The organism is Acidocella aminolytica 101 = DSM 11237 (genome assembly GCF_900129125.1).
In the GTDB taxonomy this organism is placed as follows: Bacteria; Pseudomonadota; Alphaproteobacteria; order Acetobacterales; family Acetobacteraceae; genus Acidocella; species Acidocella aminolytica.
On the sequence record NZ_FQVJ01000005.1, the window covers coordinates 106,547 to 119,458 of the forward strand.

Genomic DNA, 12,912 nt, shown 5'->3' on the forward strand with positions numbered 1-12,912 from the left:
GCTTTAAGGCTGAAGATATGAGCGACACGCTGAATATCGCTATCGCGCAGATTAATTTGCATCTGGGTGCCATCGAGGAAAATCTGGCCAAGATCCGCGCCGTGCGGGTGGAAGCAGCCCGGCTGGGTGCGGATCTGGTGGTGACGCCGGAGCTCTCCATCGCGGGGTATCCACCGGAGGATCTGGTACTAAAGCCGGCTTTTGTCGCGGCCTGTGAGGCGGCGGCGGAGGAACTGGCGAAGGACACCGCCGATGGTGGGCCCGGGCTTATTGTGGGGCTGCCCTGGCGCGACGGCGACAAGCTCTATAACGCCGCGTTTCTGCTGGATGGCGGGCGCATTGTCGCACGACGCTGCAAGGTAGAGCTGCCAAATTACGGTGTGTTCGACGAGAAACGCGTGTTCAACCCCGGCCTGCCCGCCGGACCGGTGCCTTTCAGGGGCTTCCGGCTGGGGCTGATGATCTGCGAGGATTGGTGGCTGCCGCATGTTGCGGAAACGCTGGCCGAAACCGGGGCGGAGATGCTGCTTTCCATCAATGGCTCGCCGTTTGAGGACGGCAAGCAGAGCGTGCGCGTAACGCTGGCGGTGGAACGGGTGGTGGAAACCGAGCTGCCTTATGTGTTCGCCGCACAGGTATGCGGGCAGGATGAGGTGGTGTTCGACGGCGCCTCCTTCGTGCTGAATGCCGACCGCACGCTGGCCGTGCAAATGCCCTATTTCGAGGAAGCTGTGACGCTGACAAACTGGACCCGCACCGGGGCCGGGCTGGTCTGCGCGAAACAGCCGCTGCCGCCGGAGCCGGGGCGGTTTGAGCTGATCTATCAGGCGATGATGTGGGGCCTGCGGGATTATGTGAATAAAAACGGCTTCCCTGGCGTGGTGCTGGGGCTTTCAGGGGGCATTGATTCCGCCATTTCCGCCGCCGTGGCCGCTGATGCGCTCGGGCCGGAGCGGGTACGCGCGGTGATGCTACCCAGCCCTTATACCTCTGCTCACAGCCTGGAGGACGCCGCCGCTTGTGCGGACATGCTGGGCATACCGTATGAAACCATTCCCATTTCCGGCGCGATGGACGCCTTTACAGCGGCCCTGGCACCAGCCTTCGCAGGCAAATCGCCGGATATTACGGAGGAAAACATCCAGTCTCGAGCGCGCGGGCTGATTTTGATGGCAATTTCCAACAAATTCGGGCCGATGCTGCTGACCACGGGCAATAAGTCTGAAATGTCAGTGGGGTATGCCACGCTGTATGGCGATATGTGCGGCGGCTATTCGGTGCTTAAGGATATCTACAAGACTACGGTGTTCGAGATCTCGCACTGGCGCAACGCGAACCATCCTAAGGGCGCGCTAACCAAGGCCGGCCCGGCCATGCCGGAGCGGATTATCACCAAGCCGCCCTCGGCCGAGTTGCGGGAGAACCAGACGGACCAAGACAGCCTCCCACCTTATGAGGTGCTGGACGCGATTTTGGAGCATTTGATCGAAGGCGAACGCTCGGCTGATGAGATTGTGGCGCAGGGTTTTGACCGCCCGACCGTGCTGCGCGTTATCAAGCTGCTAGACCGCGCCGAGTATAAACGCCGCCAAGCGCCGCCGGGCGTGAAGATCACCGCCAAGGCTTTCGGGAGGGACCGGCGCTACCCGCTAACCAACGGATTTACCAACCTTATCAAATAGCTCAGGTCTGAGTCCCGTAATATTCGCTGACATTCCTCTGGTTTTTTCCTGAGAAGGCGGTATTACACTCTTTCGCCCGTTTTCTCCGGGCGGGTGTGTGAGGGGAGATTAAGTACAGCCGATGCCGGTGCCATTTTCCGCCGAAGATTTTGATCGTGTATTCGATTCCGCCATTCTCCGGCGCGCCCAGAGTGTTATGGCTCTGGGCTTTGTGAAGGATGTGAAACTGGTGGGCGATACCATTGAAGGTGTCGTCGAGGATATGGATGGTACCAGGCGAACCACCTCCATCACGCCGGAAAGAAAGGGCAGCCGCGTCTCTTTCGCCGAGCGTGAATGTTCCTGCGGAGAGCGCGGGTGCCGGCATCTGGCCGCCACGGCGCTGTCCGCGCTTGCGAAATTCACCGAGTTGCGCAAGCCGGAGCCGAAGAGCCTGATCGATACCGTAATTCCCGCAGCGGAGCGCACATATACGCCACCGCCAGCACGCCCGCGCCTGACCGGACGGCGCGCTCGCCCGGCCGCGACCCTGCTGACTGTGGTGCCTGAAGCGCCGGAGCCGGGAGCGACCGTACTGGAACGCGAGGCAACCCCGGTGATTCGGCTGCGCCGCGTAGCCGGACCGGATGAGTTCAACCGCCAACGTATGATCGACGTACTGACGCTGGATTTCGATTACGGTGGCGTGCGAGTGGATGGCTCGGACGAAAGCCAGTTTTTGCGTATCCGCTCGGGCGGGCAGATTGTGTTTATCCGCCGTGATCCAGCCGCCGAGGCCGAGGCGCTGGATGTGCTGCGCCCCGATGGCTTTGTGCAGATGCGCGTAGCGGACGGCAAAGCAGCCCGAGGCCAGCGCGTCCTGGTGTTCCGTGGCGAGGAAGCGGCGGCGAAATGGCACCACTTTATTGCCGTGCGCGTACCGGAGCTGACGGCTTTGGGCTGGCAGACGCAGATTGACGCGAATTTTGGCCCGCAGATGGCCGACAATGTCGGCAACCTGGACGTGGTGGTGCAGGATGCTGACAAAGGCAGCTTCAGCCTGGAATTCGGCATCGAGATCGACGGCGAGCGGCATGCGCTACTGCCAATTCTGGAGCATCTGCTGGCGCGTGGCGGGATTGAGGCGGCACAGATCGTGGACGGGGAGATTATCACCTCGCTTGATGATGGCCGCGTGATCAAGCTGCCCGCCGACCGTATCAAACGCCTGTTGAATGTGATGGGCGATCTGATCGAGGCCGCCGGCCGCACCGCTGAAAAGAATCTGGTGCTACCCGTCGGTGCGGCCTCCACGGTGCTGGACCTGGAGGATGTGCTGACAACCTCCTGGCAGAATGCGGCGGATATCGAGGCGTATGTGGAGCGGTTCCGGGGCGAGCCGGAAATTATTCCGGTCGAGGTGCCCAAGGCGTTCAAAGGCTCGCTGCGGCCGTATCAGCAGCATGGCGTGGACTGGCTGCAGCATTTGGCCAGCCATGGGCTCGGCGCGTTTCTGGCCGATGATATGGGGCTGGGTAAGACCGCCCAGACCATCGCCCATATCTGCGTGGAACATGCCGAGGGCCGCTTGACCGCACCGGCGCTGATTGTTGTGCCGACCTCGCTGGTGGCGAACTGGACCGCCGAGCTGCGGAAATTCGCGCCGCACCTGAAAACTGAGGTGCTGCACGGCATGGAGCGGCATGAGAAGCGCGATAATCTGGACGACACCCATGTGGTGGTGACCACCTACACGGTGCTGACACGCGATATTGAGTTCATGAAACCCCTGCCCTGGCATCAGGTGGTGCTGGATGAGGCGCAGGCCATTAAGTCCCCCGAGGCGCGAGCCACGCGGGCCGTGTGCCAGCTGAAGGCGGAGAATAAGATCTGCCTCTCGGGTACGCCGATTGAGAATAACCTGGATGAGCTATGGTCGCAGTTCGCGTTTCTGATGCCCGGCCTGCTGGGCGACCGGCGCGGCTTTACCAAGCGCTTCCGCACGCCGATTGAAAAGAACGGCGACCCGGTGGTGCGCGGGCAGCTTATCAGCCGGATTCAGCCGTTTATTCTGCGCCGCACGAAGCAGGAGGTGGCGACCGAACTGCCGCCCAAACATACCATTCTGCGCCGTATCGACCTCGCGCCCGACCAGCGAGAGCTTTACGAGACCATTCGCGGCACGTTGTATGAAACCGTAAAGGAGCAGATGGCCGAGCGCACCTTGGCGCAAAGCCGGGTGATTGTGCTGGATGCGCTATTGAAGCTGCGTCAGGCTTGCTGTGACCCGCGCCTGGTGAAGCTGGGGGATTCGCGCGGCACGGAAAGCTCTGCCAAGCTAGATGACCTGATGGAGATGGTGCAGGAACTGATCCCCGAAGGGCGGCGGATTCTGGTGTTCTCGCAGTTCACCTCCATGCTGGACCTTATCAAACCCCGGCTGGATGAGGCGGGGATATCTTTTGTGGAACTGCGCGGCGACACACGTGACCGCGCCACCCCGGTGCAGCGGTTTGAGGCCGGGGAAGTACCCTTGTTCCTGATCTCGTTGAAGGCAGGCGGGCGCGGGCTGAACCTGACCTCGGCGGATACGGTGATCCATTATGACCCATGGTGGAACCCTGCGATCGAGGCGCAGGCTTCTGACCGCGCTCACCGTATCGGCCAAACGAAATCCGTATTCGTATACAAGCTGATCGCCACCGATACGGTGGAAGAGCGGATTTTGGAATTGCAGCAGCGCAAGGCCGAGTTGGCGAGCATTGCATTCCATGAAAATGGCGGGATGGCATTCAATTCCGACGATATCGACTTCTTGTTTGGGCGGGACCAGGCTGCGGACGCGGAAGCCGAGGCGGCCTGAGTTCAGAACGCCGCCTTACCCAAACAAGGCGGCGTTTGAGACCTTTTGCGAGTCGTTTTGGAGGATCCACAGCCATGGGTAAGCTGGTCTGGCTCGCCTCCTACCCGAAATCCGGTAATACCTGGGTGAGGGCTTTTCTACATAATTACATCGTCAATGCCGAGACACCGCACAGCATTAATAATCTGGTAGATTTTTCCGTGGCTGAATGCGCCATGGGGTTTTTTGGTACGCCGGGTGAGGTGCTGAGCCCGCGTGAGGTACAGGCCAGGCGCCCGCAAGCGCATGAGACACTCACCAAGCTCCACCCGGATCTGGTGTTCGTGAAAACGCACAACGCCAACCTCACTTTGCACAACGTGCCGCTTTGCACGCCCACCCTCACCGCCGGGGCAATTTATATTGTGCGCGATCCCAGGGATGTGGCGCTCTCTTACGCAGCGTTCACGGGCAAAAATGTCGATGAGATTATTGAGTTCATGGGCCAGGATGGGGCGGCCAATGCCAGCGATGGGGTTCAAGTGTTTGAACTACTCTCCTCCTGGTCACAACATGCGCTCTCTTGGGTGTCCACCCCGCGCCGGCTGTTGGTGCGTTACGAGGATTTGCTAGCCGACCCGGAGCGCGGATTCGGGCGGATGGTCCGATTTCTGGGCGGGACAAACGATAGGCCGGAGCTGGCACGGCTGCGCCGGGCGATTGAATTCAGCAGTTTTTCAACCCTTTCCGGCCAGGAAGCCCGGAATGGGTACCGGGCGGCGGGGGCGGCAGGCGGAAAATTTTTCCGCGCCGGGCAGGCTGGGGGCTGGCGGGACAGGCTAACACAAGCCCAAACTGCGAAAATCTGGGCCGCGCATGGTCACGTCATGGAAAAATTTGGTTATCCCCAGAAATAATTTCTCATCTGAATGGGCTGGGCTGGATTTAACATGACAATTCGGCGGCAACGGGACTAGCCTGAGAATCCGGGCAAGGCCCGCCTATGAAGGGGGTCACCCGGTTTTGTTGGCCAACAGCCATTAGGAGACACCATGAACCTGCAATCGCGTCTCGAGGCCCTGAAAGGGCGGCATGCCAGCCTGGAAAGCCAGATCGCCGATGAAGACCGGCGGCCGCAACCGGATATGGCGGCGCTCTCACGCCTGAAGTTGGAGAAATTGCGGCTGAAGGAAGAAATGGAGCGAATAAGAGCGCAGTAAACGCATACAAGAAGGGGGCCAAACGGCCCCCTTCTTCGTTGTCTCGGCGGCCGGGTCAGGCGGCTTCGTGATCCTCACCACCCGGTGCGGGCGGCGGGGTAAGACCTTCGCGAGTCACGCGCTCATTGGCGGCGGCCACAGCGTCGTTAAGGTCAGACTGTTTGCACAGGCCGAGAATCACCGGGTCGCGCGGCTTGATGTTGGCGCTGTTCCAGTGCGAACGGTCGCGGATTTTCTGGATGGTATCTTTGGTGGTGCCGAGCAGCTTCACGATTTGGGCATCGGTCAGATGCGGGTAGCTGCGCAGCAGGAAGGCGATGGCATCTGGACGGTCATTGCGCTTGGCAACAGGGGTATAGCGGCCACCCTTCTGCTTCTTGTTCATCTCCGGCTGCGGCAGCAGCTTGAGACGGCGGGAGGGGTCAGCTTCGCAACGCTGGATATCCGCGGCGGTCACTTGCTTGTTGGCCACCGGGTCATACCCCACGATCCCTTGCGCGACTTCACCATCCGCGATGGCCTGGACTTCCAGCGGGTGCATACCGCAAAAGGCGGCAATCTGCTCGAAGGTCAGGCCGGTCTTGTCAATCAGCCAGACTGCGGTAGCTTTGGGCATCAAGGGCAAGGACATGGATCGAACACCTTTTCTCGTTTCGGGCCGAGGCGCCCGGAACGGACATAGTTACTCGCTTCGGCCGCGCAAGTACAACTGGCGCGGCTTATCGAGCGCGCGCCACCCTCAGGTCAAGACCAATCCATGACATTTTCAGAAGAAGATCTCCCGCCCCGCAAGAAAAAATTGCTGGAACCGCCTGCGCTCGATAGCTTGGGCGTGGAAGAGCTGACACTCTATATTACAGAGCTGGAAGCCGAGATTACCCGCGTGCGCGAGGCGATTAAGGCCAAGCAGGCTCATGCGGCCGCCGCATCTTTGTTCTTCAAGCCGCCCTCCGGGGCATGAGGCGGGCTAGCGCCATGGCGCGGCGGCGTGGTTTGACACAGGAGGACCGGGATTTATGGGCAGCCTATAGCCGGACCCTAACCCGGCTGATGCCCGGAAAATCAAGGCTTCCCGGGCCACCTGCCCCCCCTGCCCCAGCCGCGCCGCCGCCGGAGATGGAAGCCCCGCCCCCGCCTGTGAAGCGCCGGTCACCAGCTGCCGCGCTAGGGGTGAATGCCGCTCCGGCGGGGGTGGATAAATCTACCTGGGGCAAGTTCCGCGCCCAAAAGATCCGAGCCGAAGCGCGGCTGGACCTGCACGGCCACACAGCCGCACGGGCCCACCGGGAGGTGATGCAGTTTGTGGAGATGGCGCATGCCACAGGGCTGCGCTGCGTGGAGATCATTACCGGTAACGGCGAAATTCTAGCACGGGAGTTGCCCCATTGGCTGAACACCCCGAGCGTACGGCCGCTGATACTGGGCCTAGCCCACCCGCACGCCCGCAATAGCGGCGCGATCAGGGTGCTGCTGCGGCGCCGGCGGACATGACGCCGTTTGGGGAAAAGCTACGCGCCCTACGGCAGGAGCGCGGGCTGCTGCTGAAGGATATGGCGGCGGCGTTGCAAGTATCCTCAGCTTATCTTTCAGCGCTGGAACATGGGCGGCGGGGCGCGCCCTCGGCCGGGCTGATTCATCAGATCTGCCATTATTTCGGGCTGATCTGGGACGACGCGGATGAGCTGACGGCGCTAGCTAAACAATCTCGCCCCCGGCTGAAGCTGAACAGCGCCGGTCTGACCGCAGAACAGACCGCCCTGGCCAACCGGCTGGCAAAGGAGTTGCGGAACCTGGACCCAGAGACAGTGCGGGCTATTCAGGCGGTGCTGGACCAGGCGCGGCCAGTTATGCCGCCAGCACCCCCCGCTCGCGCAAGGCGCCGAGCAAAGCCAGCAGTGGCAGGCCGAGTACCGTGAAATAATCGCCCTCGACACGGGTGAAAAGCTGCGCACCCGGCCCTTCAAGCCGATAAGCGCCAACGCAATGCAGGATCTCCCCGGCCTCGGCGGCGAGATAAGCCTGCAGAAAATCTTCAGAAAAGCGGCGCATGGAAAGGTGAGCACTTTCCACATGCGTCCAGACCGGCGCGCCACCTTGCACAAGGCAGACGGCAGTGACGAGCTCATGCGTCTGGCCTGAAAGCGTCCGCAGATGGGTGGCAGCTTCCGGCAGGTCGCGGGGCTTGTCGTAGATTTTACCGCCGCAGACCAAAAGCTGATCCCCACCAATAACCAGCGCGTCCGGCTGCTGGCTGGAGACCGCCTGGGCCTTGGCCAGCGCCAGGGTGGAGGCCAACGCCGCGGGCGGGCCGGAGAAACCAACTTTGAGCGCCGCTTCATCCACCTGGGAGGGCGTAGCCTCAAACGGCACGGCGGCACCGGCCAGCATGGCTTTGCGGCTGGCGGAGAGGCTGGCGAGGATCAGGCGTGGAGCTTCTGGCACGCTTGTCTGTAGCGCGCGGGGGAAAGGCCCGTCCAGCGCGTGAAGGCGCGAGAAAAGGCGCTGAGTTCCGAATAGCCCAGCAGCAAGGCCAGATCCGTGAAGGCGATGCCAGGCTGGGCGGCGTAGCTTTCCGCCAGCTCGCGGCGGATGCTTTGGGTGAGTTCGGAGAAATCCGCGCCTTCCAGCGCCAGGCGTCGGTAGAGCCCGGTGCGGCTGAGGCCCAGCCGGGCGGCGACATGGTCAATATTCGCCTCGCCACTGGCAAAGCCGGAACGGATCAAGCTGAGCACTTGGCCACGAAAATCTTCCGGCACGGTGTCAGCGGCCAAGCGGCGGAGCGTGGCCTCTAGCCCCGGCAGGCGGGGCGTGTTGGCGCCCGGCATGCGCATGGTGAGGACCGCGGCAGGAAAGAGAATGGCGTTGCGCCCGGCGGCGTAATAGACCGGGGCGTTGAAGGCGGCTTCCACCGCGAGGGCATCCGCCGCGCGCAGATGCTCGAACTGCACCTCCGTCGGAGCCCAGCTTGGCCCAATGCAGCGGCGAAAAATGCCAGTGAAGATGGCGATAGATAGTTCCGCATCCTGTCGGCGGTGGGTGATGCGACCATCAGTGATCTGATATTCCAGCGCCATCAGCCCGCCCCCAGCCCGCAGGCGCAGGGCGGAATGTTCCTGCAAGGCCGGGAAATGGGCGCATAAATTATGCAGCGCCGCCCCAAGCGTGGGCGAGGCCAGCACCAGCGCGCCAAGCGGCCCCATCTGCTCTACCTGATATTGAAACCCGAAGCGCAGGCCGAAATCATCCGCGCCGGTCTGCCGGGCCGCAACCTCAAACAGATGGCAATAATGATTCAGGTTGAGACGGATGGAGGGGTTTTCCAGCGCTGACAGGCGCAGCCGCGCGGCGCCGAAAACGCGCTCGGCATCGCCGCCGCATTGGCCAATCACGCCGCCGACACCACAAGCCGCCGCGGCGGAAATGCGGGGTTCCATGCCCATGCCCATCGCCTTCCGAGAAACTTTGTTTATGATAAGGCACGATTCATTTCAACAAAAAGCATCCGCATAATAAATAATCAAATGAAGCTTTCTTTTTATACAAACAAAAATACGAACGGATTTTTCAGATTAATTTGACGCCAAATGTCAAGCGATGTGGCGGTGGGATGCGATCTTATCACTCCCTGAAATTCAACAGGGACATGCCTGCCGCCCGATACGGATGGCGCGTATGAAAAACGAAGGAGTGTAAGGATGGACGACCTGCATCTACCCGCTGGCGCCGCGGCTGGAATTTCCAGCACCGGGCGCCACCCGATGACCCCGCTGGATGCCTCCGAGATCCGCCAGGCGGTTGCAATTATCAAAGCCGATGCAGATTTTGGAGAGGAGTTTCTGTTCGAGGTGATCGAGCTGAAGGAACCGCCTTTGGCCGCCATGACCGCCTATACCGAGGGAAAGGCTTGGCCACGTGAGGCCCGGGCCAATGTGTTTCTGGCGGATAAGCCCGGCGTGTGGCGCCTGAGCCTTTCCCTGACCGATGAGGTGGTGACATCCAAGAGCTTCCACCCCGAGGCTCGGCCGATGATCCAGCTGGAGCAGTTCATCCAGATCGAGGATATTGTGCGCGCGCACCCGGATTTTATCGCCGCCTGCGCCAAGCGCGGCATTACGGATATGAGAAAAGTGTGCGTGGACCCATGGTCAGCCGGGAATTTCAACGTGCCTGGCGAGGAAGGGGGCTACCTCTCCCACACTTTCGCGTGGCTGCGGCTTTATCAGGACGAGAATTTCTATGCCCACCCCATTGAGGGTGTGAATGCGGTTGTGGACATCAAGGCGGGCAAGGTGATCCGCGTGGATGATTACGGCGCGGACGTGCCCGTGCCGATGGGGGAGTTCAATTACGAGGCGCAGTTCCGCACCGAATTCCGCAAAGCTCTGAAGCCGCTGGATATCATTCAGCCGGAAGGGGCGAGCTTTGAACTGAATGAGCGCGTGATCACCTGGGATAAATGGCGCTGCGTGATTGGCTTTAACGCCCGTGAGGGGCTGACGCTGCACGACATTGCCTATGACGGACGGCCAATTATCAACCGTGCCTCCATTGCTGAGATGGTGGTGCCGTATGGCGTGCCGGAGAATGGGCATTTCCGTAAAAACGTGTTTGACATTGGCGAATATGGGCTGGGGAAACTGACCAACTCATTGACGCTGGGCTGCGATTGCCTAGGGCATATCGCCTATCTCGACGCTGATTTGAACACGATGCACGGCGATATTTTCCATATCGAGAAGGCCATCTGCATCCATGAAGAAGATGATGGGATTCTCTGGAAACATTGGGATTTCCGTACTGAGCGCACGGAGGTGCGGCGCGGGCGCAAGCTGGTGATCTCTTCCATCTGCACCGTCGGCAATTATGAATATGCGTTCTACTGGCATTTCGACCAGGCGGGTATGATCCAGTTTGAGATGAAGGCCACCGGAATTATCAATACCTCCGCCTGTATTCCTGGCCAGCCTGGCAAATATGGGGTGGAGGTGGCCCCCGGCGTGCAAGGGCATATTCATCAGCACGCATTTTGCGCACGGCTGGAGATGGCCGTGGATGGCCCCGGCAATTCCATTGTAGAATGCAACAGCTATGCGGAGGAGGATGACGCCAAAAACCCCTATGGCAACGCCTTCTACCAGCAGGACACGGTGCTGAAGACTGAGCTGGAAGCCTGCCGCAAGGCCAGCCCGGAAACTCACCGCTATTGGAAGGTAATCAACCCCAACAAGTTCAACCATACCGGCAAGCCTGTGGGTTATAAGCTGATGCCGGAATCTACCCTCACGCCGTATTTCAAACCCGGCTCACCGTCCGGTATCCGTTCTGGATTCATGAAAAACCATCTCTGGGTCACGAAGTTTGATGCGGAGGAACGTTATCCGGCGGGAGAATACATGAATCATTCCACCAGCGCGGGCGGGGTTGAGGATTTCGTGAAGCAAAACCGCAACCTGGAAAATACGGACCTCGTGCTGTGGCATGTGTTCGGACTGCATCATCAGGTGCGGACCGAGGACTTCCCGGTGCAACCTTGCATCAAAACCGGATTCAAGCTGATGCCGACAGGGTTTTTCGACCAAAACCCCGGCATTGATGTGGCACCCGGTGTGAACAAGGCCAGCAAGCTGCACGGCTCTGGCTGCTGCGGCGGATAAGCATATTCAGCATGTCCATACGCAAATTCGGCATGTTGTTTGCATTCTAACTTTTAACGCTTGCGGTTTTACCGGGGGACGCCCCGGTAAAACCGCGGCTAAGTTTCAACCAGGAGGCTTTTTGTATGGTAGCTACGACGGACGTTGCCGCTCATGCCCCACCGCAGCTTAAGCATGGTGTGCTGAACCGCTTTGAAATGATGGGGCAATCCATCGCCAATATCGCTCCTACCCTGACGCCAGCGCTGAACATCTCCGTGGTCGCGGGCTTGGCCGGGGTGGGCTCGTGGATGGCGTATCTGATCGCCACGGTTGGGCTTGTGTTCGTTGGAGCCTGCATCTCTGTTCTGGCTCGGCGCCACCCGGAGGCCGGGTCTTATTTTGTGTATATCGGCCGCAATTTCGGGCCAGTCTCGGGCGCACTGGCGGGTTGGGCAATGATTCTTGCCTATTTGACCACCGCCGCTGCCGTGGTGTTCGGCGTACCGCTGTTCCTGGGAAATTTGCTAGCGGTGTTCCATATCACACTGTCCAATACTGCACTGACTGTGATCGCGGTGCTGTTCCTGGGGGCGGTGGTATTCGCGGCGTACCGTGACATTCAGCTTTCCTCCCGCGCGGCGCTTGTGCTGGAATCCGTCTCCATTGGCATTATCATCATCATCACCGCCATTGTTATCGGCAAGCATGGCACGGTCGTGGACCCAGTGCAGCTTGATATCGGCAAGATCCATTTCGGCGCAGTGATGTCCGCGCTGGTGTTCGGCGTGTTCAGCTTCGTGGGCTTTGAAAGCGCGGCCACATTGGCCAAGGAATCCGCCAACCCGCACAAGAACGTGCCATTCGCCGTGGTCGGCTCCGCTGCCGTGGCGGGGATTTTCTTTGTGATCATCTCCTACTGCATGGTGATGGGCATGGATGACAATGCCGGCGCCATCGGCGGGTCCTCCTCGCCCTTCGCCGCAATGACCAGCAAAGCAGGCTTACCCTGGGCCGCAGGCGTGGTGTATTTCGCCGCCATCGTCAGCGCCTTTGCCTGCGCGCTGGCCTGCATCAATGCCAGCTCGCGTATTCTGTACTCCATGGGGCGTTATCAGTTCCTGCATGGCTCCATGGGGTTGGTACACAAGACCCATAAAACCCCGCACATGGCGGTGCTAGCCTCCGGCGCGCTGGCGCTGATCCTGATCCTGGCGCTGCTACCGCAAGGTTTCCTCAACGCCTTTGGTCTCACCGGCACCATCGCCACCTATGGGTTTGTGGTTGTGTATTTCGCCGTCTGCATCACCGCCCCGGTGGATGCCTACCGCAACGGCGCGGGCAGCCCTGTGCATATCCTGCTCGGCGTGCTGGGAGCGGTACTGATGGGCTTTGTAATTTACAGCTCTGTGGTGCCCTTCCCCGAAGCGCCGTTTAACGCCCTGCCCCCAGCCTTCCTGATTTATATGCTGATCGGGCTGGTCTGGTTCCTGGTGCTGAAAGCGAAATCCCCGCAGGTGCTGGCGAGTATTGCCAACGATATGGAAGGCTGAAGC

The 12,912-nt window shown here is 60.4% G+C and carries 12 protein-coding genes; 9 read left to right on the top strand and 3 right to left on the bottom strand.

The features are described 5' to 3' along the window. The first annotated feature begins 17 nt into the window (after positions 1-17). The 4 genes from BUB54_RS04420 to BUB54_RS04435 all read left to right on the top strand — a co-directional run bounded on the left by BUB54_RS04420 (position 18) and on the right by BUB54_RS04435 (position 5,723). Positions 18-1,682, top strand: a complete 1,665-nt coding sequence (locus BUB54_RS04420; protein WP_082075620.1) for an NAD+ synthase — start codon at positions 18-20, stop codon at positions 1,680-1,682. A 121-nt stretch (positions 1,683-1,803) separates the two neighbouring features. Continuing rightward, positions 1,804-4,524 (top strand): DEAD/DEAH box helicase, encoded by a 2,721-nt coding sequence (locus BUB54_RS04425; protein ID WP_052948336.1) that lies wholly within the window; start codon positions 1,804-1,806, stop codon positions 4,522-4,524. Positions 4,525-4,598: 74 nt separating this feature from the next. Beyond that, positions 4,599-5,420, top strand: a complete 822-nt coding sequence (locus BUB54_RS04430; RefSeq protein WP_048878325.1) for a sulfotransferase domain-containing protein — start codon at positions 4,599-4,601, stop codon at positions 5,418-5,420. A 135-nt stretch (positions 5,421-5,555) separates the two neighbouring features. Then, positions 5,556-5,723, top strand: coding sequence for a YdcH family protein (locus BUB54_RS04435; RefSeq protein WP_073211301.1), 168 nt, complete (start codon positions 5,556-5,558; stop codon positions 5,721-5,723). 55 nt (positions 5,724-5,778) lie between these two features. Here BUB54_RS04435 and BUB54_RS04440 read toward each other — a convergent pair whose 3' ends face one another. Then, on the bottom strand, positions 5,779-6,354 hold the full coding sequence (locus tag BUB54_RS04440) for a DUF1013 domain-containing protein (protein WP_048878324.1): 576 nt from the start codon (positions 6,352-6,354) through the stop codon (positions 5,779-5,781). 126 nt (positions 6,355-6,480) lie between these two features. On the opposite strand from BUB54_RS04440, the gene BUB54_RS04445 reads away from it, so the two are divergent. Genes BUB54_RS04445 through BUB54_RS04455 form a run of 3 tightly spaced genes read left to right on the top strand, consistent with a single transcriptional unit; the run spans position 6,481 to position 7,639 of the window. After that, complete coding sequence (locus BUB54_RS04445; protein ID WP_048878323.1) at positions 6,481-6,684, top strand: DUF1192 domain-containing protein; 204 nt, start codon at positions 6,481-6,483, stop codon at positions 6,682-6,684. Beyond that, positions 6,681-7,214, top strand: coding sequence for a Smr/MutS family protein (locus BUB54_RS04450; RefSeq protein ID WP_244890747.1), 534 nt, complete (start codon positions 6,681-6,683; stop codon positions 7,212-7,214). The genes BUB54_RS04445 and BUB54_RS04450 overlap by 4 nt, the downstream gene beginning before the upstream one ends. After that, positions 7,211-7,639, top strand: a complete 429-nt coding sequence (locus BUB54_RS04455; protein ID WP_073211305.1) for a helix-turn-helix domain-containing protein — start codon at positions 7,211-7,213, stop codon at positions 7,637-7,639. The genes BUB54_RS04450 and BUB54_RS04455 overlap by 4 nt, the downstream gene beginning before the upstream one ends. Here the strand turns inward: BUB54_RS04455 and BUB54_RS04460 are convergent. Then, positions 7,569-8,165 carry a Maf family protein gene (locus BUB54_RS04460; RefSeq protein WP_199444683.1) on the bottom strand — a complete coding sequence of 199 codons (597 nt, stop codon included), beginning with the start codon at positions 8,163-8,165 and terminating at the stop codon, positions 7,569-7,571. The genes BUB54_RS04455 and BUB54_RS04460 overlap by 71 nt on opposite strands. Continuing rightward, positions 8,144-9,163: an AraC-like transcriptional regulator QhpR gene (gene qhpR / locus BUB54_RS04465; RefSeq protein WP_048878322.1), complete on the bottom strand. Its 1,020-nt coding sequence runs from the start codon at positions 9,161-9,163 to the stop codon at positions 8,144-8,146. Before qhpR ends, BUB54_RS04460 begins: the two co-directional genes overlap by 22 nt. Before the next feature lie 255 nt (positions 9,164-9,418). On the opposite strand from qhpR, the gene BUB54_RS04470 reads away from it, so the two are divergent. Both BUB54_RS04470 and BUB54_RS04475 read left to right on the top strand, forming a co-directional pair. Further along, complete coding sequence (locus tag BUB54_RS04470) at positions 9,419-11,377, top strand: primary-amine oxidase (protein WP_048878321.1); 1,959 nt, start codon at positions 9,419-9,421, stop codon at positions 11,375-11,377. A 125-nt stretch (positions 11,378-11,502) separates the two neighbouring features. Beyond that, complete coding sequence (locus tag BUB54_RS04475; RefSeq protein WP_048878320.1) at positions 11,503-12,909, top strand: APC family permease; 1,407 nt, start codon at positions 11,503-11,505, stop codon at positions 12,907-12,909. The last annotated feature ends 3 nt before the right edge of the window (positions 12,910-12,912 follow it).

What these genes read in the sequence shown, in the direction of transcription:
- BUB54_RS04475 (WP_048878320.1), top strand. Translation starts at nt 11,503, where the DNA reads ATGGTAGCTACGACGGACGTTGCCGCTCATGCCCCACCGCAGCTTAAG.
- qhpR (WP_048878322.1), bottom strand. Translation starts at nt 9,163, where the DNA reads ATGGGCATGGAACCCCGCATTTCCGCCGCGGCGGCTTGTGGTGTCGGC.
- BUB54_RS04450 (WP_244890747.1), top strand. Translation starts at nt 6,681, where the DNA reads ATGAGGCGGGCTAGCGCCATGGCGCGGCGGCGTGGTTTGACACAGGAG.
- BUB54_RS04440 (WP_048878324.1), bottom strand. Translation starts at nt 6,354, where the DNA reads ATGTCCTTGCCCTTGATGCCCAAAGCTACCGCAGTCTGGCTGATTGAC.
- BUB54_RS04455 (WP_073211305.1), top strand. Translation starts at nt 7,211, where the DNA reads ATGACGCCGTTTGGGGAAAAGCTACGCGCCCTACGGCAGGAGCGCGGG.
- BUB54_RS04425 (WP_052948336.1), top strand. Translation starts at nt 1,804, where the DNA reads ATGCCGGTGCCATTTTCCGCCGAAGATTTTGATCGTGTATTCGATTCC.
- BUB54_RS04470 (WP_048878321.1), top strand. Translation starts at nt 9,419, where the DNA reads ATGGACGACCTGCATCTACCCGCTGGCGCCGCGGCTGGAATTTCCAGC.
- BUB54_RS04420 (WP_082075620.1), top strand. Translation starts at nt 18, where the DNA reads ATGAGCGACACGCTGAATATCGCTATCGCGCAGATTAATTTGCATCTG.
- BUB54_RS04445 (WP_048878323.1), top strand. Translation starts at nt 6,481, where the DNA reads ATGACATTTTCAGAAGAAGATCTCCCGCCCCGCAAGAAAAAATTGCTG.
- BUB54_RS04430 (WP_048878325.1), top strand. Translation starts at nt 4,599, where the DNA reads ATGGGTAAGCTGGTCTGGCTCGCCTCCTACCCGAAATCCGGTAATACC.
- BUB54_RS04435 (WP_073211301.1), top strand. Translation starts at nt 5,556, where the DNA reads ATGAACCTGCAATCGCGTCTCGAGGCCCTGAAAGGGCGGCATGCCAGC.